Genomic DNA, 21,762 nt, shown 5'->3' with positions numbered 1-21,762 from the left:
TCAGGCTACATCGATGGTGACTGACACACCGCATTCGCGAGCAAGCTCGCTCCCACATTGGTTTGTGTATCTATCCATAAAAAAACCGGGCGGCTGTTGGGCCGCCCGGTTTTGGGTGAAGGGTTACAAATGCGATTCGGCGTATTCAGCCAGAATCGAGCGAGGCACCCCTTGCAGGGTGATGTGCACACCGTTGGGGAAATCCTTGAAGCGTTCGGTCAGGTAGGTCAGCCCGGAGCTGGTCGCGGACAGGTAAGGGGTGTCGATCTGTGCGAGGTTGCCCAGGCACACCACTTTCGAACCGGCGCCGGCACGGGTGATGATGGTTTTCATCTGGTGCGGCGTGAGGTTCTGGCATTCGTCGATCAGGATCAGGCTCTGCTGGAAGCTGCGACCGCGAATGTAGTTGAGCGATTTGAACTGCAACGGCACTTTGCTGAGGATGTAATCGACGCTGCCATGGGTGTTTTCGTCATCCATGTGCAAGGCTTCGAGGTTGTCAGTGATGGCGCCCAGCCACGGCTCCATTTTTTCCGCTTCGGTGCCGGGCAGGAAACCGATCTCCTGGTCCAGGCCCTGCACGCTGCGGGTGGCAATGATGCGCCGATAGCGCTTGCTGACCATGGTCTGCTCGATCGCAGCGGCCAGCGCCAGAATGGTTTTCCCGGAACCGGCAGCCCCCGACAGGTTGACCAGATGAATGTCCGGATCCAGCAGCGCGTACAACGCCAGACTCTGATAGATGTCGCGCGGTTTAAGCCCCCAGGCCTCTTGGTGCAGCAGCGGCTCCTGATGCAGGTCGAGGATCAGCAGTTTGGCCTCGTCAATCTCCTTGATCCAGCCGACAAAGCCCTGTTCATCAATGATGAACTCGTTGATGTGCACTGCCGGCAAGTTGTCGATCAGTTGCACTTGATGCCAGGTGCGGCCGTGATCCTGACGGGTGTCGACCTTGCTCACGCGGTCCCAGAAGGAGCCGGTCATGTTGTGGTAGCCGTTGGGCAACAGGGACACGTCGTCGACCAGTTGGTCGGTGCTGTAGTCCTCGGAGGCGATACCGCAGGCGCGCGCCTTCAGGCGCATGTTGATGTCTTTGGTGACCAGCACCACCGGTTTTTTCGGGTCGCGGGTGTGCAGGTCGATCAGTTGGTTGATGATTTTGTTGTCGTTCAGATGCTCGGGCAGAATCAGGTTCGATTCGGCCTGCTTGCTCATCAGAATTGACAGCAAGCCCTTCGGCCCGCCCTTGCCGCGCTGGATCGGCACACCCAGTTCGACGTCTTCCGGGGACGCATCGCCCAGGGTCTTGTCGATCAACCGGATGGCCTGACGGCATTCAGCAGCCACGCTGTGATGCCCGCTCTTGAGCTTGTCCAGCTCTTCAAGCACGGTCATCGGGATCGCGACGTGGTGTTCTTCGAAATTCAGCAGGGCGTTTGGATCGTGAATCAATACGTTGGTATCGAGTACATAAAGGATTGGCTGGTTGGAGGAAGGGCTACGTCCGTGATCATCCATACTCGGTCACCTTTGTCAGAGCCAGTAGACGCAATACCTGAGCGGTGCTGCGCCTCGAAGTGACTGCCGAAATCTCACCTGCGGAGATTCAAGTGACTGCAAACAAACGGGTCTTGGAAGACGCCACCTGTGTTGCAGGTTTCGGCGGTCTGTCTTCGTAATACTCCAAAACCGATGACATAAAAAAGTACTTTGACGGTTTTTTTAAGTTTATTTTGCAGAGTGACGAAAAGCCCTTGGCGGACTGTCCATAGCCCGCTAAAGTCGGAAGTCCGCCTGCACCGAAATCCCGTAAAAAATCACCCCAAGCCCAATGTTTCCGGGCTTTTGCCGTTTCTCAGCGAAACGCATCCTGACAGTCTTCCCAACCGATGCCGCTCTGCGCGGTTTGCGTGATCAGCCACGGCAACGAAGTCTTCACCGCGTCCTGCTTCATGTTGAAATTGATCACCCCATGGCGCCACAACAGCATCAGCGTCAGTACCCGCTGCGCGCTCGCTGAGCCCTTGAGTTTGCCGGCGCCGTCCTGGGCGTCGATGTCCCACAGCGCCACTTGCAGGCCCTGGGTATTGAAAAAACCTTGCGCATCGCTGCGACGCTGCCCTTCCGGCGGACGGAACAGCGGCACATAGTTTTCCGGCAACTTGCTCTTCACCAGATCAGCGCTGCGCCGCACCGAATCCTGCCAGTCCTGCCAGTGGCTGTGGGAACGGAACTCCCAACCCTGCACGCCGACGCACTGTTTCGAAAAGCCCGCCTGCAGACTGCTGACTGAACGATCGGCCAGCCGCGCCTGAATATCTTTGCCCAACACAAAGAACGTGCCGCTCAGGTTGGACTTGCGCAGGTATTCGGTGAGCCAGTCAGTGTTGTCCGGTTGCAGGTTGGCGGCGCTGTCGAAGGTCAGCAAAAACAGGCGGTCGTTCATCTCGTCGCCGTTGCGCTCGTAGTCGCCGAAACGATCGATTTCGCTGCTGGTCTGCGGTGACAGCGCCGCCTTGCGCATCAGTTCATCCAGATACTGCAAATGGAAGATCCGGCTCGGCTCGGCCCACTTGGTGTAATAACTGTCGTCACTGACCACGAACTTGGCAGCTTGCTCACGCAGGGTCGGCAGGTCTTCGACGAGGAAACAGAACGAGGCGTCCTGATCGCAGCTTTGCTGGGCGTAGTTGTAGTTGGCCAACAAGCGCTGCCAGAGACGCTGGCGCAGGCTGTTGATCGCGTCGATGTTGATCGTGCGCAGGCCCAGACGCTGAGCCAAAGCGGCTTCGTCCATCGATTCGGTACCCAGCAGGCCACGGGCGAACATGAGGATTTCCGCCCGGGACGCCACATCAAACAGCGTCGGGTTGCTGAGCTGCTCTGGCCAGGTGCTGCGATCCAGCGTCGCCACATCGCCCGGCGCCGCCACGGCACCGAAGCTCAACAGCCACGCGGTGAATAAAAGAACAATGCGCAAAAGGGATGTCTCCATAACAAAACCCGCGCGGCACTATAGCTGATGTGCAACGTTCACGGACGCTGCCCTCACCCCAGCCCTCTCCCGGAGGGAGAGGGAGCTGACCGAGTATCGCTTTCGATATCCGCCAATCGGAACTACCGAGTCGAACTCAAATTTTGAAACCAACGAAGATCGGCTCCCTCTCCCTCCGGGAGAGGGCTGGGGTGAGGGAAAAATTCCACCAGCCGTCGCAAATGCCCAAGCTTCCCCACACCTATTACCCCCATAGCTGGAGTCAACACCGACAACCCCCTAGAATCGCCCCCACGATTAAAGGAGACGACTTCATGCTGATGGTGATTTCCCCCGCCAAGACCCTCGATTACGAAACACCGCCGGCGACCCAGCGCTTCACTCAGCCGCAATACCTCGACCATTCCCAGGAATTGATCCAGCAATTGCGCGAGCTGACGCCGGCGCAGATCAGCGAACTGATGCACGTGTCCGACAAGATCGGCGGGCTCAACGCCGCGCGCTTCGGCAGCTGGACACCCGCGTTCACCCCGGAAAACGCCAAGCAGGCGCTGCTCGCGTTCAAGGGCGACGTCTATACCGGTCTCGACGCGCAATCCTTCAGCGAAGCCGACTTCGATTACGCGCAAAAGCACTTGCGTATGCTCTCCGGCCTCTACGGCCTGCTGCGCCCGCTCGACCTGATGCAGCCGTACCGTCTGGAAATGGGCACCAAACTGGCCAACGCCCGTGGCAAAGATCTGTACGCCTTCTGGGGCACGCGCATCAGCGAGTGGTTGAACGAAGCACTGGCCGATCAGGGCGATGACGTGCTGCTCAACCTCGCTTCCAACGAGTACTTCTCGGCAGTCAAACGCACGGCGTTGAACGCGCGGATCATCAACACCGAGTTCAAGGATCAGAAGAACGGCCAGTACAAGATCATCAGCTTCTACGCGAAGAAAGCGCGGGGCCTGATGAGCCGTTTCGTGATTCAGGAAAAGATCAACGATCCGGCCCTGCTCAAGCAGTTCGATGTGCAGGGTTATCGCTACAGCGCCGAACAGTCGAAACCGGACAATCTGGTGTTTTTGCGCGACCACGCCCCCGAATAAAGCATGCCCAATGCACGACTCTTTTCATAAAGAGTCGTGCAGCTCGCACGATGTCAAAAAACCCTCGCCACATTTCGCCATTTTAATGGCGCCAGAAAATCCTCCCTGTCTTTTCTAAGATTAGTTTCACTCGACACTGATCATTTTTTTCAGTAGTGGCACCTAAATTTTTTCACCGTAGTGGCACAAAACTATCTAACGTGATTTTTCGCCTGTTATTAAAGGTCGAAAACGAAAGTGCTATCAAATTGAGACTAGTGCCATCTCTGACAATATTTCAAGAAATTTCAGTTTTCGCGATGAGCGGGCAGGAACTTCGTCCGAATGCATAGCTCATACCACCGGTAACGATTCTCGCCGAGTTTGTACGAGATAACTTACGCAGAGCAGATAGCCATGTAACCAAGTTGTCACAGCAACTTGCCTAGATGACTAACTAGTCTCAAAACAGACGATGGACAGGAGATACGCACCATTTATATCCCCTACAAAGGCCATGGCCGCGCCCTTATAAACGTGCTCGCCTGAGCACCCAACCGCTTGATTCACGGGACTTTAATCCTGACATCGAGCGCGCAAGACGATTGCACAAGAGTCTTCTCCAAAGAAGATCGGCTGCATAACAGGGCAAGTCATAACAACAAGGCCTGGTTGCGCACATCTTGAGTGCACTTATTTAGACACTCGGAACTTAGTATGCCTGCACACGGCATTGTGGCGCCTGTATGCCGCACTTTCGAGTGCACTAATGAACGCTGAACACCATTAACTCCGGCCTTCTAAGGCCTGATATATACAGAGGTAATTGCGATGCGCATCAGCATATTTGGTTTGGGTTACGTTGGCGCAGTATGTGCCGGTTGCCTGTCTGCACGGGGCCATGACGTAGTTGGCGTCGATGTTGCCAAAGACAAGATCGACATGATCAACGCCGGCAAATCGCCAATTGTTGAACCGGGCCTGGGCGAACTTCTGCAACAGGGTATCCAGACCGGTCGTCTGCGTGGCACGACCAACTTCGCCGAAGCGATTCGTGACACCGACCTGTCGATGATCTGCGTTGGCACGCCAAGCAAGAAGAACGGCGACCTCGAACTGAACTACATCGAAGCCGTGTGCCGCGAGATCGGTTTTGTCCTGCGTGAAAAAACCACCCGCCACACCATCGTCGTGCGCAGCACCGTGCTGCCGGGCACCGTGGCCAACGTGGTGATCCCGATTCTCGAAGACTGCTCGGGCAAGAAGGCCGGTGTCGACTTCGGCGTTGCGGTCAACCCTGAGTTCCTGCGTGAATCCACCGCGATTGCCGATTACGACCTGCCACCGATGACTGTCATCGGCGAGTTCGACAAGGCCTCGGGCGACGTTCTGCAATCGCTGTACGAAGAACTCGATGCTCCGATCATCCGCAAGGACATCGCCGTTGCCGAGATGATCAAGTACACCTGCAACGTCTGGCACGCGACCAAAGTGACCTTCGCCAACGAGATCGGCAACATCGCCAAAGCGGTCGGCGTCGATGGCCGTGAAGTGATGGACGTGGTCTGCCAGGACAAGACCCTCAACCTGTCCCAGTACTACATGCGCCCGGGCTTCGCCTTCGGCGGTTCGTGCCTGCCGAAAGACGTGCGCGCCCTGACCTACCGCGCCGGTTCGCTGGACGTCGAAGCGCCGCTGCTCAACTCGCTGATGCGCAGCAACGAATCGCAAGTGCAGAACGCCTTCGACATCGTTGAAAGCCACGACAAACGCAAAGTCGCCCTGCTCGGCCTGAGCTTCAAGGCCGGTACCGACGACCTGCGCGAAAGCCCGCTGGTAGAGCTGGCCGAGATGCTGATCGGCAAGGGTTACGACCTGAGCATCTACGACAGCAACGTCGAGTACGCCCGTGTTCACGGCGCGAACAAGGACTACATCGAGTCGAAAATCCCGCACGTATCGTCCCTGCTCAACGCGGACTTCGATTCGGTGATCGACAACTCCGACGTGATCATCCTCGGCAACCGCGACGAGAAGTTCCGCCCGTTGGCGCAGCAAGCGCCGCACGGCAAACAGGTCATCGACCTGGTGGGCTTCATGGCCAAAGCCACCGACGCCGGTACTCGCACCGAAGGTATCTGCTGGTAAAGCAGCCCTAAGCGACAAGCCTCGAGCTGCAAGCCAAAGCGTTCCGCTTGCAGCTCGAAGCTTGCGGCTTGAAGCCTTCTCACCTTCGGATGACGTTGATGACCAAGCTCAAACATTTTTTTCTGCAATCAGCCGGCTGGCTTTTTTATCTCAGTCTGCTGATGGGCCTGGCCTTGATGCTGCCCACGTCCACATTCGACTCCGAGTCGAAGGACTTCATTTTCCTGATTGGCGCCGTGGGTATCTGGCGCTACTCGATGGGTGCAACGCACTTTGTGCGCGGCATGATTTTTCTCTACATCGTTTACCCGCACCTGCGCCGTAAAGTGCGCAAGCTGGGTAAAGCGGCGGACCCGTCGCATGTGTTCCTGATGGTCACCAGTTTCCGTATCGACGCGCTCACCACCGCGCAGGTCTACAGCTCGGTGATCCGCGAAGCCATCGACTGCGAACTGCCGACCACCGTGGTCTGCTCGATCGTCGAAATGTCCGATGAGCTGCTGGTCAAGGCGCTGTGGGCACGGATGAATCCGCCCGATCGCGTCAAGCTCGACTTCGTGCGCATTCCCGGCACCGGCAAACGTGATGGCCTGGCCTATGGTTTCCGCGCGATCTCCCGTCACCTGCCGGACGACCGCGCCGTGGTTGCCGTGATCGATGGCGACACCGTGCTCGGCGAAGGCACCGTGCGCAAGACCGTGCCGTGGTTCCAGCTGTTCGGCAACGTCGGCGGCCTGACCACCAACGAATTCTGCGAAGTGCGCGGCGGCTACATCATGAGCGAATGGCACAAGCTGCGTTTCGCCCAGCGCCACATCAACATGTGCTCGATGGCCCTGTCCAAACGCGTACTGACCATGACCGGTCGTATGTCGGTGTTCCGCGCCACCGTGGTGACCAACCCGGAATTCATCGCCGACGTTGAAAGCGACTCGCTGCAACACTGGCGTCTGGGCCGTTTCAAGTTCTTGACCGGTGACGACAAGTCGAGCTGGTTCAGCCTGATGCGCCTCGGTTACGACACCTTCTACGTGCCTGACGCGGCGATCAACACCGTTGAACACCCGCCGGAAAAGAGCTTCATCAAGGCCAGCCGCAAACTGATGTTCCGCTGGTACGGCAACAACCTGCGGCAGAACTCGCGAGCCCTGGGCCTGGGTGTGAAACGCCTCGGCGCCTTCACCTCGGTGGTGCTGTTCGATCAACGCGTATCGATGTGGACATCCTTGCTCGGCCTGACCGTGGCGATGATCGCCAGCTTCAAATACGGCACCGCGTTCATCCTGGTTTACCTGCTGTGGATCGGCATCACCCGCCTGATCCTGACCTTGCTGTTGTCGTGTTCCGGTCACCGCATCGGCCCGGCTTACCCGGCGATTCTTTATTACAACCAGATCGTTGGCGCACTGGTGAAGATCTACGTGTTCTTCCGCCTTGACCAACAATCCTGGACTCGCCAACCCACATCCCTGACCCGTGATCTCGCCAGCTTTCAACGTTGGTTCAACACCTGGTCGTCTCGGACCATGACCTTCTCCGCCGGCAGCATTTTCGTCGCCGTGCTGCTGATGATGGTCTGACCCGCCCCTATTGAATTAACAAGGAAATCGCCCCTATGAATACCGCCGTCAACGCCAACGTAGTGCATGAATCCGAAGCCCAGCGCCAACACGCCCGCGTGAAAATCCCGGCCAAACTGCGCTTCTTCGGTCCCGACCGGACGCCGGTCGAAGCGCGGGTCATCGACCTCTCGGCCGGTGGTCTGGCGTTCAACGCCGGGCAACTGCCGCTGACCATCGGCGAGGTGTACAAGGCGCGTCTGCAATTTGTCATCGACAACCTCGGCCTGGCGATGGACGTTGAACTGCAAGTGCGTTCCTACGACCGCCCGACCGGTCGCGTCGGTTGCCAGTTCCAGAACCTTGAGCCGCAGGATATTTCCACCCTGCGCCACTTGATCACTTCGCACTTGGCCGGCGACATCGTCAGCATGGGTGAGGTGCTGGCAACTCTGCAGCGTGACAACTTCACCAAGGCGCGCAAGGTCAAGGACGGCGGCAGCGGCATGACCCCGTTCGGGCGTTTGAAAGCAGTGACCTTCAGTGCCGGTATTTTTGCGGTCGGCCTGGTTGCAGCGGGTTTCATTTTCAAATCGGTGTACGGCATGTACTTCGTCAGCCATGCGCAGGCTGGCCTGGTCAGCGTACCGGGCATGAACATCACCATGCCGCGTGACGGCACCGTGCAGAGTCTGGTCAAGTCCGACGGCGTTGCGGCGAAAGGCGCGCCACTGGCGACCTTCAGCACCAGCATGCTCGACGTGCTCAAGGGCCATCTGGAAGAAGATCAACTGTCGCCGGCCAAGGTTGAAGAACTGTTCGGCAAGCAAATGACCGGCACCCTGACCTCGCCGTGCGATTGCACCGTGGCCCAGCAACTGGTGGCTGACGGTCAATACGCGAGCAAGGGCGATGTGATCTTCCAGTTGGTGCCGCGCAACACCCAGGCCACCGTCGATGCACGCTTCTCCTATCGCCAGTTCGGCGATGTGCGTCCAGGTACCCCGGTGAGCTTCCAGATTGCCGGCGAAGACAAGACCCGCACCGGCAAGATCGTCAGCAGCACCAGCCTGAAAAGCGCCGACCTGTCCTCTGACATCCGCGTGCAGATCCAGCCTGACGAGCCGCTCGACAGCAGCCTCGCCGGCCGTCCGGTGGAAGTGAACAGCGACCGTGGCCCGAACCTGAACTGGCTGATCGACAAAGCCATGGCTGCCGGTCTTTAAGTCGAGGACATGCCTGTGACTACTCCACCCATCCTGAAAACACCGCGATCCCTGTGGGAGCTGGCCTGCCGGCGATTGGATCAGCGCGGTGTGTCTGATGTACCGCGCCGCCTGAATCGCGAGCAGGCTCACTCCTACATGGGGACGGTGTGTGCCTTGGCATTGGCGGTGAGTCTGGCCGGTTGCGCCGGCCTGCCCGATCAGCGTCTGGCCAACGAAGCGCTCAAGCGTGGCGACACCGCCACCGCCGCGCAGAACTATCAGCAACTGGCTGATCTGGGTTACAGCGAAGCCCAAGTCGGCCTCGCCGATATCCAGGTCGACAGCCGCGATCCTGCGCAAATGAAACAGGCCGAGGCGACTTACCGCGCCGCTGCCAGTGTTTCGCCGCGTGCTCAGGCGCGTCTCGGCCGCTTGCTGGTAGCCAAACCGGGCTCCACCGAAGCCGAGCATCAGGAAGCCGAAAGCCTGCTGAAAAAAGCCGCCGCGAATGGCGAAGGCAACACGTTGATCCCGCTGGCGATGCTGTATCTGCAATACCCGCACAGCTTCCCCAACATCAACGCTCAGCAGCAGATCGATCAGTGGCGCAAATCCGGTTATCCGGAAGCGGGTCTGGCGCAGGTGCTGCTGTATCGCACCCAAGGCACCTACGACCAGCACCTGGATGACGTGGAAAAAATCTGCAAAGCCGCGCTCAACACCACCGACATCTGCTACGTCGAACTGGCCACGGTCTATCAGAAACGTGCCCAGCCAGAACAGCAAGCCGAGTTGATCAAGCAGATGCAGGCCGGTTACAGCCGTGGCACCGTCACCGCGCAGCGCGTCGATTCGGTGGCCCGTGTACTGGCCGATTCGACCCTGGGCAAGCCCGACGAAAAAACCGCGCAGTCGCTGCTTGAGCCGATCGCTCCTGGCTATCCGGCGTCGTGGGTGACCCTCGCGCAATTGCTTTACGACTACCCGGAACTGGGTGACGTCGACCAGATGATGAAGTACCTCGACAACGGCCGCGCCGCCGACCAGCCGCGCGCCGAGCTGTTGCTGGGCAAGCTCTACTACGAAGGAAAAATGGTCCCGGCCGACGCCAAAGTCGCCGAAGAACATTTCCAGAAAGCCGTTGGTCGTGAAGTCGCCGCCGACTACTACCTCGGCCAGATCTATCGCCGTGGTTACCTCGGCAAGGTCTATCCGCAGAAAGCCCTCGACCACTTGCTGACCGCCGCACGCAACGGCCAGAACAGCGCCGACTTCGCCATCGCGCAACTGTTCTCCCAAGGCAAGGGCACCAAGCCCGACCCGCTCAACGCCTACGTCTTCAGCCAATTGGCCAAGGCGCAAAACACTCCGCAAGCCGATGAGCTGGCGGCCACCCTCGCCGCGCAATTGCCGCCCGAGCGTCTGGCCGAAGCGCAACGTCTGCTGCAACAAGAGCAAGCCAGCCGTGGCGCTCTGAACCCGAACACGCTGCAACTGCACGCCCTGCAAGAAGAAGACGGCGAGGAAAAATTATGAAGTTGAATCCATTCGTGAAGGCCGGCATTGGCCTTTCGTTCGCGCTGATCTGGTCTTGCCCGACACTGGCCGCGATGACTGAAACCAAGAACTTTGGCCTCGAAGTGAAAGTCACCGGCCAGTCCGAAGACGACCGCGACCTCGGCACCGCCAGCGGCGGCGACGTCAACGGCGTCGGCCTCGACCTGCGTCCTTGGGTCTACGGCGAAAGCGGCGCGTGGAGTGCCTACGCCATGGGCCAGGCCGTGACCTCGACCGACATCATCGAAACCGACACCCTGCAACAATCCGACGGTGAACAAGCCACCGACAACGGTGATCGCAAAACCAAGAAAAACTATCTGGCGATGCGCGAGTTCTGGGTCGGCTACAGCGGCCTCACCCCGTACCCGGGCGAGATGCTCAAGTTCGGTCGCCAGCGTCTGCGTAATGATGACGGCCAATGGCGCGACACCAATATCGAAGCGCTGAACTGGACCTTCGACACCACCCTGTTGCGCGCCAACGCCGGTGTTGCCGAACGCTTCAGCGAATACCGCACCGACCTGAAAGAGCTGGCGCCGAAAGACAAGGATCGCCTGCACGCCTACGCCGATGCGGCTTATCAGTGGACGCCGGGCAACTGGGTCGGCATTCGCGGTCACCACACCCACGATGACGGCAAACTCGATTACGCCGAGCCGGGTGTTCCACGCGACTCGCTGGACAAGACCGAGAACGGCGACATCAGCTGGATCGGTCTGACCGCCGACAGCGACGCCTACAACTGGCGCAACACCAACACCGTCAACTACTGGGGCAGCATCACCGGCATGAGCGGCGACCGCGACACGGTCAACGCCTTGAATGCCGATGGTTCGCGTCCGGCGCAAGCCAAGCGCAGCGATGACGTCAACGGCTGGGCCACCGACATTGGTGTGCGTCTGCGCCTTGATCCGCAATGGCAAGTCGGCGGTGCCTATGCCCGTGCCAGTGCCGATTACGAGCAGACCGGTCTGGAAAGCAACCGCTCCAACTACACCGGTACGCGCTCGCGGGTGCACCGTTTCGGCGAAGCCTTCCGTGGCGAAATGAACAACATGCAGACCGCGACCCTGTTCGGTTCGTGGATGGTCAACGACGAGTACGACGCCAGCCTGATCTACCACAAGTTCTGGCGTGTCGACGGCAACAAGCCGGTCGGCAGCAACGGTATCAACGCGGTGGAAAACAACACCGACGACGTCACCGGCGCGATCCTTTCCAGCACCTCGCTGCCGCTTGAAGACGGCAACAAGGACCTCGGTCAGGAGATGGATCTGGTCGTCACCAAGTACTTCAAGCAAGGCCTGTTGCCGGCGGCGCTGAGCCAGTCGATCGACGAGCCTTCGGCCCTCGTGCGTTTCCGTGGCGGTGTGTTCAAACCGGGCGATGCCTATGGCAAGCAGGTTGATTCGTACATGCACCGCGCGTTCATCGACGTGATCTGGCGCTTCTGATGCAAACCGCCAAGGGAGTGCCCGACATGATCAGCACCAGGACAGGCTCACTCAGCCTGCTGGCCGGCGCGATGCTGCTGGCCAGCGCCAGCGCCTTCGCGACTGTGGAGCCGGTTAAGCCGGTGACCACCGCGAAAGAGCTGCAACAAGCCAAGACCTACACCGTCAGCAGCGCGCCGACCGAAGCGCTGAACCTGGCCGCGCCGAAACTGCCGGACATTTCCGGCTACACCGCCGAAGCCGCTGCGGCGAAAATCGTCCGCAGCAAAGCAGGCAAAGTCAGCGTGCGCCGGATGATGCAGGAAGACGCGCTGAAGGACTTCATCGGCGGCGACAACAAGATGGCCGAATGGGTGGTGCGTCAGCACGGCATCCCGCAGGCGATCTTCGTCGACGACGGTTACATGAACCTCAAGGATCTGGCGCAGAAACTGCCCAAGCAGTATTTCAGCGAGACCTCGCCGGGCGTGTACCTGTCGAAGCTGCCGATCGTGGTTGGCCGTAAAGGCATCCTCGAAATCGACGGCCAGACCCAGGAACTGCGCCTGTCGCAAGAGGCCGGGGCGTTCATGGTCAACGACGGCCAACTGTTCGTGCGTGACACCAAAGTCACCGGCTGGCGCGAGAAGGAAAACGGCCCGGCAACCTTCCGTTCGCCGAAGGAATTCCGCCCGTTCCTGCTCGCCTGGGGTGGCACCGAGACCTACATCGTCAACAGCAAGATGGCCAGCTTCGGCTACGCCAACAGTAAGTCGTACGGCGTGAGTATTTCCCAGTACACGCCAAACATGGCCAAGGTCCTCAAGCGCCCTGAACCGACCGGCTGGATCGTCGGCTCCGAGTTCTCCGACATGTGGTACGGCTTCTACTGCTATGAGACCCGTGACTTCGTGGTCAAGGGCAACACCTACAAAGACAACATCGTCTACGGCATCGACCCGCACGACCGTTCCCACGGCCTGATCATTGCCGAGAACACCGTGTACGGCACGAAGAAGAAGCACGGGATCATTATTTCCCGTGAGGTCAACGACAGCTTCATCTTCAACAACAAAAGCTACGACAACAAACTCTCGGGCCTGGTGATCGACCGGAACAGCGTCAACAACATCATTGCCTACAACGAGATCTACAAGAACCACACCGACGGCATCACCCTCTACGAGTCCGCAGACAACCTGCTGTGGGGCAACAAGGTCATTAGCAACAAGCGCCACGGCATCCGCATTCGTAACAGCGTGAACATCCGCCTCTACGAAAACGTCGCCATGGCCAACGGTTTGACCGGCGTCTACGGCCACATCAAAGACCTCACCGACACCGACCGTGACATCAAGCTCGACCCGTTCGATGCGCAGGTGTCGCTGATCGTCGTTGGCGGTGAGCTGGCGGCCAATGGCAGCGGCCCGCTGTCGATCGATTCACCGTTGAGTGTCGAGCTGTATCGCGTGTCGATGCTGGCGCCGACCAAATCCAGCGGCATCAGCTTCAACGGCATCCTCGGCGAGCGCCAGGATGAAATTCTCGACCTGCTGGTGCGCCAGCAGAAAGCCGTGCTGATCGACCCTGTCGAACGCCAGACCGAAATGCAGGACTGAGGATAATTTTATGCACCCACACTTGATCAAATTACTCAGCCTGTCGGCCCTGACCGTGGGCATTCTCGCGGCCAGCAACGGTGCGCGCGCCGATGAAGGCGCCGCTGCCACGCCACCAAAGTTCAGCGCCGAACCGTGCTGCAACCTGTGCCCGGCCGCCCATGACGCGAAGAATTACACCACGCGTTATCAGCAGAACTTCACCACGTTGGTGCAGGCGCAGGGCGACTGGTTGTTCCGGACTCAGGAAGACCTGCGCACCGAATTCAACACCACCCCGGCCGGCTACAAACGCCTGCAACAGCTGCACGATGCGTTCAAGGCCAAAGGCGTCGAGCTGGTGATCGTTTACCAGCCGACCCGTGGCCTGGTGAACCGCAACAAGCTCAACCCGCAGGAAAAAGCCGCGTTCGATTACGAGAAAGCGCTGGGCAACTACAAGACCATGCTCGGCCGTTTCGCCAAGATGGGTTACGTCGTGCCAGATCTGTCGCCGCTGACCAACGAATCGCTGCCGGACACCCTCCCCGCCCACGATTTCTACTTCCGTGGCGACCAACACTGGACGCCATACGGTGCGCAGCGCACGGCAAAAATCGTCGCCGAGAAGGTCAAGCAGATCCCGGCTTTCGCCGACGTGCCCAAGCGTGAATTCGAGACCAAGCGCTCCGGGCGCATGGGCAAGACCGGCACCCTGCACAACATGGCCGGGCAACTGTGCGGCACCAGTTACGCGATCCAGTACATGGATCAGTTCACCACCGAGCCGAAAGGCGAGGCTGGCGACGGCGACCTGTTCGGTGATTCCGGCAATCCGCAAATCACCCTCGTCGGTACTTCGCACAGTGGCAAGAACTACAACTTCGCCGGTTTCCTCGAAGAGGCCATCGGCGCCGACATTCTCAACGTCGCGTTTCCCGGCGGTGGCCTGGAAGGTTCGATGTTGCAGTACCTCGGCAGCGACGAATTCCAGAAGACCCCGCCGAAGATTCTCATCTGGGAGTTCTCGCCGCTGTACCGCCTCGACCAGGAAACCATCTATCGCCAGATGATGTCCCTGCTCGACAACGGCTGCGAAGGCAAAGACGCGCAAATGTCCGCGAGCACCACGCTCAAGCCGGGCAGCAAACAAGAACTGCTGGTCAACAGCAAGAACCTGAACCTGCAGAACAGCAGCCATCAGGTCGACATCCGCTTCACCGACCCTTCGGTGAAAACCCTGCAAGCCACCCTCTGGTACATGAACGGTCGCCACGAGGACATCAAGATCGAGAAACCGGAAACCTCCGACACCGACGGTCGTTTCGCCTTTGAGTTGCGCACGGACGAAGACTGGGCCTCGCAAAACCTGCTGGCGGTCGAAGTCCAGGGCCCGGAAGCGGGCACCGCGCCACAGAAAGTCGAAGCGAAAATCTGCAAACGCAACGTATTCCCGGGCGCTGGGCAACAAACCGCTCAGGTCGGGCAATGAGGTCTGCTATGCGAAACTCGAAACTGAAAACTCTTTTAGCGCCGACGCTGCTCGGGCTGGCGATCTTCGCCGGCACCGCGCAGGCCGCCGCGCCATTGCGTCCACCTCAGGGCTATTTCGCGCCTGTGGATAAATTCAAGACCGGTGACAAAAGCGAAGGCTGCGACGCGATGCCGACGCCGTACACCGGGCCGCTGCAATTCCGCAGCAAATACGAAGGTTCGGACAAGGCTCGCGCAACGCTGAACGTGCAGTCGGAAAAAGCCTTTCGCGACACCACCAAAGACATCACCACGCTGGAACGCGGTACCGCCAAACGGGTGATGCAGTTCATGCGCGACGGACGTACGGAGCAGCTCGATTGCACGCTGAACTGGCTGACCGCGTGGGCCAAGGCCGATGCGTTGATGTCGAAAGACTTCAACCACACCGGCAAGTCGATGCGCAAATGGGCGCTGGGCAGCATGGCCTCTTCGTACATTCGCCTGAAGTTCTCCGACTCGCACCCGCTGGCGCAGCATCAGCAGGAAGCGCAGTTGATCGAGGCGTGGTTCAGCAAAATGGCCGATCAGGTGGTCAGCGACTGGGACAACCTGCCGCTGGAAAAAACCAACAACCACTCCTACTGGGCTGCATGGTCGGTGATGGCGACCTCGGTCGCGACCAACCGCCGCGACCTGTTTGACTGGGCGGTGAAGGAATACAAGGTTGGCGTCAATCAAGTCGATGCCGACGGCTTCCTGCCGAACGAACTCAAGCGTCAGCAACGCGCGCTCGCCTATCACAACTACGCCCTGCCGCCACTGGCGATGATCGCCAGTTTCGCCCAAGTCAACGGGGTTGATTTGCGCCAGGAAAACAATGGCGCGCTGAAGCGTCTGGGTGATCGGGTGTTGGCGGGGGTGAAAGACCCGGATGAGTTCGAGAAGAAGAACGGCAAAGAGCAGGACATGACCGACCTGAAAGAGGACATGAAATTCGCCTGGCTCGAACCGTTCTGCACGCTCTACACCTGTGCGCCGGATGTGATCGAGAAGAAGCGCGGCATGCAGCCGTTCAAGACCTTCCGCCTGGGTGGGGACCTGACCAAGGTCTACGACCCGTCCCATGAAAAGGGCAACAAAGGCTCATGAAGCAAAAGCCCCTCACCCTAACCCTCTCCCGGAGGGAGAGGGGACTGACCGAGGTGGCTGTGCGAGTTACGCCGAAATGAAATACCGAGTCGATCTCAGGTGTTGAAAAACAATCGAGATCAGGCTGCACAGAAATACCGAGTCAATCTCCATTTTTGAAAACCATGGAGATCAGGCTCCCTCTCCCTCCGGGAGAGGGCGGGGGGTGAGGGAAAGATTTCAAGACCCTGCACAACCCTGACAGAAACACCGTTTCACCCCTCCACTACCACGGGGGGTTAGGGGGGGCTTTGGCCCTTGACTGTTGGTTCAAACATGGAGAGATCGGGATGGTATTTTCATCCAACGTGTTCCTGTTTCTGTTCTTGCCGATCTTTCTCGGCTTGTACTACTTGAGCGGGCAACGCTATCGCAACCTGCTGCTGCTGATCGCCAGCTACGTGTTCTACGCCTGGTGGCGTGTGGACTTTCTCGCGCTGTTCGCAGCGGTCACGCTGTGGAACTACTGGATCGGCCTCAAAGTCGGTGCCGCCGGTGTCAGAACCAAACCGGCTCAGCGCTGGCTGCTGCTCGGTGTCGCCGTCGACCTGTGCATCCTCGGCTACTTCAAGTACGCCAACTTCGGCGTCGACAGCATCAACGCGATGATGACGTCGGTCGGTCTTGAGCCGTTCATCCTCACCCACGTGCTGTTGCCGATCGGTATCTCGTTCTACATCTTCGAGTCGATCAGCTACATCATCGACGTGTATCGCGGTGACACCCCGGCCACGCGCAACCTGATCGACTTTGCTGCATTCGTGGCGATTTTCCCGCACTTGATTGCCGGCCCGGTTCTGCGTTTCCGCGATCTCGCCGACCAGTTCAACAACCGCACGCACACCCTCGACAAATTCTCCGAGGGCTGCACACGGTTCATGCAGGGTTTCATTAAAAAGGTCTTCATTGCCGACACCCTCGCGGTGGTCGCTGACCATTGCTTCGCCCTGCAAAACCCGACCACCGGCGATGCCTGGCTCGGCGCACTGGCCTACACCGCGCAGCTGTATTTCGACTTCTCCGGTTACAGCGACATGGCGATTGGTCTGGGCTTGATGATGGGTTTCCGCTTCATGGAAAACTTCAAACAGCCGTACATCAGCCAGTCGATCACCGAGTTCTGGCGCCGCTGGCACATCAGCCTGTCGACCTGGCTGCGTGACTATCTGTACATCACCCTCGGCGGTAACCGTAAAGGCACGCTGATGACCTATCGCAACCTGTTCCTGACCATGCTCCTCGGTGGTCTGTGGCACGGCGCGAACATCACTTACATCGTCTGGGGCGCCTGGCACGGCATGTGGCTGGCGATTGAAAAAGCGCTGGGCCTGAACACTTCGCCGCGCAGCCTCAACCCGATCCGCTGGGCGCTGACTTTCCTGCTGGTGGTCATGGGCTGGGTGATCTTCCGTGCCGAGAACCTGCACGTTGCCGGGCGCATGTACGGCGCGATGTTCAGCTTCGGCGACTGGTCGCTGTCGGAACTCAATCAGGCCAGCCTCACCGGTCTGCAAGTGGCGACCCTTGTTGTGGCGTACGTGACGCTGGCCTTCTTCGGTCTGCGTGATCTGTACACCAACCAGCCACCGGCCAAGAGCAAACCTGAAGTCAACGTCGAGGCCAACGGCCCTGCCACCGCGACCCCGGGAATGATCAAAGCCGCACCCGGCGAAAACCCGGCGAGCATCCACGAGCCTGGCTACACCGTCGGCGTCGAAGCCCAGGTGCAACCGGCCTACTGGAGCGCGGACTGGTCGCGCTATGTGATGCGCGGCCTGATCCTGCTGCTGTTCATCGCCTCGATTCTCAAACTCTCGGCGCAAAGCTTCTCGCCGTTCCTTTACTTCCAGTTCTGAGGGATCTGACATGACCCGCTCATTACGCATCTTCTACATCGCCCTGTTCCTGGTGACCCTGTTGGTCTTGGGTCTGTGGTCGGTTCGCAGCTTCTTCGGCTTCAGCACCAATGCCGAGGCGACGGTGCTCAACGGCCGCTGGACCAAGGCTGTGGAAACCCATTACGACGAAGAATTCCCGATCAAGCGTCTGGGCACCAATCTCTGGGCCGCGCTGGATTTCAAACTGTTCAACGAAGGTCGTCCGGGCGTGGTGCTCGGTCGCGACCAGTGGTTGTACAGCGACGAGGAATTCAACCCGATCGTCAACGAAGAGCTGAACCTGCAAGGCAACTACGCGCTGGTCGAAGGCGTGCGCCAGACCCTCAAAGAGAAAGGCGTGAAACTGGTGATGGCGATCGTGCCGGCCAAGGTTCGTCTGTACCCGGAACATCTGGGTGAAGTGAAACCGGCGAGCATCCACGAAAACCTTTATGAGGATTTCCACCACCGCGTCGCGGCCGACAAGATCCTCGCCCCTGACCTGCTCAAGCCATTGCAACAGGCCAAGCAGAACGGTCAGCAAGTGTTCCTGCGCACCGACACGCACTGGACGCCTGAGGGCGCCGAGATTGCCGCGAACACCCTGGCGAAAACCATCGCCGACAAGTTCCCGCTCAGCGGCGAGCCGCAGCGCTTCGTCACCACGCCAGCGGAGAAGGTTACGCACAAGGGCGATCTGCGCTTGTTCCTGCCGCTTGATCCGCTGTTCGAAAACCTGATGCCGGCGCAAGAGCCGCTGCAAAAGCGCAACACCGTCGCGGCCGGCGAGCAGCCTGCCGGTGATGACGCGCTGTTCGCCAGCAATGAAGTGCCGGTGGCACTGGTCGGCACCAGCTACAGCGCCAACCCTAACTGGAACTTCGTCGGTGCACTGAAACAAGCGCTGCACAGCGACGTGGTGAGCTACGCCGAAGACGGCCACGGCCCGATCCTGCCGATGCTCAGCTACCTGAAAAGCGATGACTTCAAGAACAGCCCGCCGCAGGTGCTGATCTGGGAGTTTCCTGAACGTTATCTGCCTGTGAACAACGAAATCGGCGACGCCGACCCGCAGTGGGTCGCAGAGCTTAAACAAGCCGGCGCGCGCCAACAAAACGTAGCAATCAACACTAAATCCGAGACGCCCGATCGGGCGCAAAACTGAAAGAGAGGTACACCATGACTTTCACTACTACTCCTCGTCGTCTCGCTAAAAGCTTCGCTCTGGTTGCTGGCCTCAGCGTGCTTTCCGTCCCAGCCTTTGCCGGTGGCGACGCCGCACTCTACGGCCCGACCGCACCGAAAGGCTCGACCTTCGTGCGGATCTACAACGCCAGCAACGCTGAAGTCAGTGCCACCGTTGGCAGCACCAACCTGAGCGACGTTGCGCCACTGGCCAGCAGCGACTTCAGCTTCATGCCGGGCGGTGATTACAGCGCCAAGGTCGGCAGCCAGACCCTGCCGGTGAAACTCGCCGGTGACCACTACTACACCCTGGTCAACAACGCTTCCGGCGCGCCGCAACTGATCGAAGAGCCGCCGTTCAAGAACAAGCAGAAATCCCTGGTGCGCGTGCAGAACCTCAGCGACAAACCGCTGACCCTGAAGACCGCCGACGGCAAGACCGACGTGGTGCCGAACGTGGCAGCCAAGGGCCGTGGCGAACGTGAAATCAACCCGGTGAAAGTCAGCCTGGCGCTGTACGAAGGTGACAAGAAAGTCGGCGACGTAAAACCAGTCGCCCTGGAACGCGGTGAAGCAGCGGTGCTGTACGTCACCGGCAGCGGCAGCAGCCTGTCGCCAGTCTGGGTAAAACGCCCGGTATCGACTCGCTAATCATTTTTCCTGACTGACGCATATCCCCTGTGGGAGCGAGCTTGCTCGCGAAAGCGGTCTGACATTCAACAGATGTGTCGACTGATACGCCGCCTTCGCGAGCAAGCTCGCTCCCACAATGATCGGGTTGTCAGTTTGGGTACGAGACAAAAACAAGAGTGAAACGACACAGCGTTCGTGCCTCTAACCAATCGATTTTATGGAGTAAACAATATGATTCCGGTGATCTTGTCAGGTGGTAGCGGTTCGCGTCTCTGGCCGCTTTCGCGTAAGCAGTTCCCTAAACAGTTCCTCGCCCTGACCGGCGAACACACTCTATTCCAGCAGACCCTCGAGCGTCTGGTGTTCGAAGGCATGGACACTCCGATCGTGGTCTGCAACAAGGATCACCGCTTCATCGTCAACGAGCAGTTGGCCAATCGTAAACTGGAATGCCAGCGCATCCTCATGGAACCGTTCGGCCGCAACACTGCGCCAGCCGTAGCGCTGACCGCGATGATGCTGGTCAATGAAGGCCGTGACGAATTGATGCTGGTGCTGCCGGCCGACCACGTGTTGGAGGATCAGAAAGCCCTGCAACGCGCCCTCGCCCTCGCCACCGTTGCTGCCGAAAACGGCGAAATGGTCCTGTTCGGCGTGCCGGCGACCAAACCGGAAACCGGTTACGGCTACATCAAATCCACCGGCGACTCGCTGCTGCCCGAAGGCGTCAGCCGCGTTTCGCACTTCGTCGAAAAACCTGACGTCAAACGTGCCACCGAGTACGTCGAATCCGGCGGTTACTACTGGAACAGCGGCATGTTCCTGTTCCGCGCCAGCCGCTTCCTCGAAGAACTGAAAAAACACGATCCGGACATCTACGACACCTGCCTGCTGACCCTCGAACGCAGCCAGCAAGACGCCGACACCATCACCTTCGACGAAGCGACCTTCGCCTGCTGCCCGGACAACTCCATCGACTACTCCGTCATGGAAAAAACCCAGCGCGCCTGCGTCGTGCCGCTGACCGCCGGCTGGAGCGATGTCGGTTGCTGGTCGTCGCTGTGGGAAGTCAACGAGAAAGACGCCAACGGCAACGTCACCAAAGGCGATGTGGTGATTCAGGACAGCAAGAACTGCATGATCCACGGCAACGGCAAACTGGTGTCGGTGATCGGCCTGGAAAACATCGTTGTGGTCGAAACCAAAGACGCGATGATGATTGCGCACAAAGACAAGGTTCAGGGCGTCAAGCAGATGGTCAACACGCTCAATGAGCAGGGCCGCAGCGAAACCCAGAACCACTGCGAAGTCTATCGTCCGTGGGGCTCGTACGACTCGGTGGACATGGGCGGGCGTTTCCAGGTCAAGCACATCTCGGTGAAACCGGGCGCGTGCCTGTCGCTGCAGATGCACCACCACCGCGCCGAACACTGGATCGTGGTCAGCGGCACTGCCGAAGTGACCTGCGATGAAAACGTGTTCCTGCTCTGCGAAAACCAGTCCACCTACATCCCGATCGCCTCGGTGCACCGCCTGCGCAACCCGGGCAAGATCCCGCTGGAAATCATCGAAGTGCAATCGGGTTCGTACCTGGGTGAAGACGATATCGAACGCTTCGAAGATATCTACGGCCGCTCCACCCCGATCGAACGTGGCGTGTCGGTGAAGACCATCGCGCAGTGATCGATCTGCAATAAGAAGCCCTCGTCCAGCCCGCTGCGTCCCCTATCCGCAGTGGGTTGGGCGGGGGCTTTTTTTGTTCGAACTCTGTGTCGTCTGAACCGGCCTCTTCGCGAGCAGGCTCGCTCCCACACTTGAAATGCATTCCC

General features: G+C 59.2%; 15 protein-coding genes. 13 read left to right on the top strand and 2 right to left on the bottom strand.

Annotation, left to right across the window (positions count from 1 at the left end; translation table 11 throughout):
* Nucleotides 1-123: 123 nt before the first annotated feature.
* Both ACW9IR_RS22380 and ACW9IR_RS22375 read right to left on the bottom strand, forming a co-directional pair.
* Nucleotides 124-1,518 (bottom strand): PhoH family protein, encoded by a 1,395-nt coding sequence (locus ACW9IR_RS22380; protein WP_122598021.1) that lies wholly within the window; start codon nt 1,516-1,518, stop codon nt 124-126.
* A gap of 337 nt (nt 1,519-1,855) precedes the next feature.
* Nucleotides 1,856-2,995, bottom strand: a complete 1,140-nt coding sequence (locus tag ACW9IR_RS22375) for a polysaccharide deacetylase family protein (protein WP_457465151.1) — start codon at nt 2,993-2,995, stop codon at nt 1,856-1,858.
* Nucleotides 2,996-3,309: 314 nt separating this feature from the next.
* Here ACW9IR_RS22375 and yaaA point away from each other — a divergent pair, with 314 nt between their 5' ends.
* From yaaA to ACW9IR_RS22310, 13 genes are all read left to right on the top strand, one after another.
* Nucleotides 3,310-4,089, top strand: a complete 780-nt coding sequence (yaaA, locus tag ACW9IR_RS22370; RefSeq protein WP_102900626.1) for a peroxide stress protein YaaA — start codon at nt 3,310-3,312, stop codon at nt 4,087-4,089.
* Between the two features lie 810 nt (nt 4,090-4,899).
* Nucleotides 4,900-6,216, top strand: coding sequence for a nucleotide sugar dehydrogenase (locus ACW9IR_RS22365; RefSeq protein WP_095119390.1), 1,317 nt, complete (start codon nt 4,900-4,902; stop codon nt 6,214-6,216).
* Between the two features lie 98 nt (nt 6,217-6,314).
* Nucleotides 6,315-7,796 carry a mannuronan synthase gene (alg8, locus tag ACW9IR_RS22360; protein WP_175555292.1) on the top strand — a complete coding sequence of 494 codons (1,482 nt, stop codon included), beginning with the start codon at nt 6,315-6,317 and terminating at the stop codon, nt 7,794-7,796.
* Between the two features lie 35 nt (nt 7,797-7,831).
* On the top strand, nt 7,832-9,001 hold the full coding sequence (locus ACW9IR_RS22355) for an alginate biosynthesis protein Alg44 (protein WP_110719079.1): 1,170 nt from the start codon (nt 7,832-7,834) through the stop codon (nt 8,999-9,001).
* 9 nt (nt 9,002-9,010) lie between these two features.
* The gene (algK, locus tag ACW9IR_RS22350; RefSeq protein WP_457465150.1) at nt 9,011-10,519 is read left to right on the top strand and encodes an alginate biosynthesis TPR repeat lipoprotein AlgK; all 1,509 of its coding nucleotides are present in this window, start codon (nt 9,011-9,013) and stop codon (nt 10,517-10,519) included.
* Nucleotides 10,516-11,997, top strand: coding sequence for an alginate export family protein (locus tag ACW9IR_RS22345; RefSeq protein WP_457465149.1), 1,482 nt, complete (start codon nt 10,516-10,518; stop codon nt 11,995-11,997). The genes algK and ACW9IR_RS22345 overlap by 4 nt, the downstream gene beginning before the upstream one ends.
* Nucleotides 11,998-12,023: 26 nt before the next feature.
* The gene (gene algG / locus ACW9IR_RS22340) at nt 12,024-13,595 is read left to right on the top strand and encodes a mannuronan 5-epimerase AlgG (RefSeq protein WP_110719101.1); all 1,572 of its coding nucleotides are present in this window, start codon (nt 12,024-12,026) and stop codon (nt 13,593-13,595) included.
* 10 nt (nt 13,596-13,605) lie between these two features.
* Nucleotides 13,606-15,066, top strand: coding sequence for an alginate O-acetyltransferase (locus tag ACW9IR_RS22335; RefSeq protein WP_457465148.1), 1,461 nt, complete (start codon nt 13,606-13,608; stop codon nt 15,064-15,066).
* An 8-nt stretch (nt 15,067-15,074) separates the two neighbouring features.
* A complete protein-coding gene (locus ACW9IR_RS22330; RefSeq protein WP_457465147.1) occupies nt 15,075-16,199 on the top strand; it encodes a mannuronate-specific alginate lyase in 1,125 nt (374 codons plus the stop codon).
* Between the two features lie 329 nt (nt 16,200-16,528).
* Nucleotides 16,529-18,094, top strand: a complete 1,566-nt coding sequence (locus ACW9IR_RS22325; protein WP_016985188.1) for an MBOAT family O-acyltransferase — start codon at nt 16,529-16,531, stop codon at nt 18,092-18,094.
* A 10-nt stretch (nt 18,095-18,104) separates the two neighbouring features.
* The gene (locus ACW9IR_RS22320) at nt 18,105-19,280 is read left to right on the top strand and encodes an alginate O-acetyltransferase (protein ID WP_457465146.1); all 1,176 of its coding nucleotides are present in this window, start codon (nt 18,105-18,107) and stop codon (nt 19,278-19,280) included.
* Nucleotides 19,281-19,294: 14 nt separating this feature from the next.
* Nucleotides 19,295-19,951 (top strand): alginate O-acetyltransferase AlgF, encoded by a 657-nt coding sequence (locus ACW9IR_RS22315; RefSeq protein WP_038357614.1) that lies wholly within the window; start codon nt 19,295-19,297, stop codon nt 19,949-19,951.
* A gap of 213 nt (nt 19,952-20,164) precedes the next feature.
* Complete coding sequence (locus tag ACW9IR_RS22310) at nt 20,165-21,616, top strand: mannose-1-phosphate guanylyltransferase/mannose-6-phosphate isomerase (protein ID WP_007914094.1); 1,452 nt, start codon at nt 20,165-20,167, stop codon at nt 21,614-21,616.
* Nucleotides 21,617-21,762: the final 146 nt, after the last annotated feature.

The organism is Pseudomonas sp. SDT291_1_S447 (assembly GCF_054070155.1).
Note: the sequence above shows the minus strand (reverse complement) of the source record. Positions and strands in the feature narration are given on the sequence as shown.

Excerpts from the sequence above, each read along its gene's own strand:
- ACW9IR_RS22380 (WP_122598021.1), bottom strand. The coding sequence starts at position 1,518 with ATGGATGATCACGGACGTAGCCCTTCCTCCAACCAGCCAATCCTTTAT.
- ACW9IR_RS22375 (WP_457465151.1), bottom strand. The coding sequence starts at position 2,995 with ATGGAGACATCCCTTTTGCGCATTGTTCTTTTATTCACCGCGTGGCTG.
- yaaA (WP_102900626.1), top strand. The coding sequence starts at position 3,310 with ATGCTGATGGTGATTTCCCCCGCCAAGACCCTCGATTACGAAACACCG.
- ACW9IR_RS22365 (WP_095119390.1), top strand. The coding sequence starts at position 4,900 with ATGCGCATCAGCATATTTGGTTTGGGTTACGTTGGCGCAGTATGTGCC.
- alg8 (WP_175555292.1), top strand. The coding sequence starts at position 6,315 with ATGACCAAGCTCAAACATTTTTTTCTGCAATCAGCCGGCTGGCTTTTT.
- ACW9IR_RS22355 (WP_110719079.1), top strand. The coding sequence starts at position 7,832 with ATGAATACCGCCGTCAACGCCAACGTAGTGCATGAATCCGAAGCCCAG.
- algK (WP_457465150.1), top strand. The coding sequence starts at position 9,011 with ATGCCTGTGACTACTCCACCCATCCTGAAAACACCGCGATCCCTGTGG.
- ACW9IR_RS22345 (WP_457465149.1), top strand. The coding sequence starts at position 10,516 with ATGAAGTTGAATCCATTCGTGAAGGCCGGCATTGGCCTTTCGTTCGCG.
- algG (WP_110719101.1), top strand. The coding sequence starts at position 12,024 with ATGATCAGCACCAGGACAGGCTCACTCAGCCTGCTGGCCGGCGCGATG.
- ACW9IR_RS22335 (WP_457465148.1), top strand. The coding sequence starts at position 13,606 with ATGCACCCACACTTGATCAAATTACTCAGCCTGTCGGCCCTGACCGTG.
- ACW9IR_RS22330 (WP_457465147.1), top strand. The coding sequence starts at position 15,075 with ATGCGAAACTCGAAACTGAAAACTCTTTTAGCGCCGACGCTGCTCGGG.
- ACW9IR_RS22325 (WP_016985188.1), top strand. The coding sequence starts at position 16,529 with ATGGTATTTTCATCCAACGTGTTCCTGTTTCTGTTCTTGCCGATCTTT.
- ACW9IR_RS22320 (WP_457465146.1), top strand. The coding sequence starts at position 18,105 with ATGACCCGCTCATTACGCATCTTCTACATCGCCCTGTTCCTGGTGACC.
- ACW9IR_RS22315 (WP_038357614.1), top strand. The coding sequence starts at position 19,295 with ATGACTTTCACTACTACTCCTCGTCGTCTCGCTAAAAGCTTCGCTCTG.
- ACW9IR_RS22310 (WP_007914094.1), top strand. The coding sequence starts at position 20,165 with ATGATTCCGGTGATCTTGTCAGGTGGTAGCGGTTCGCGTCTCTGGCCG.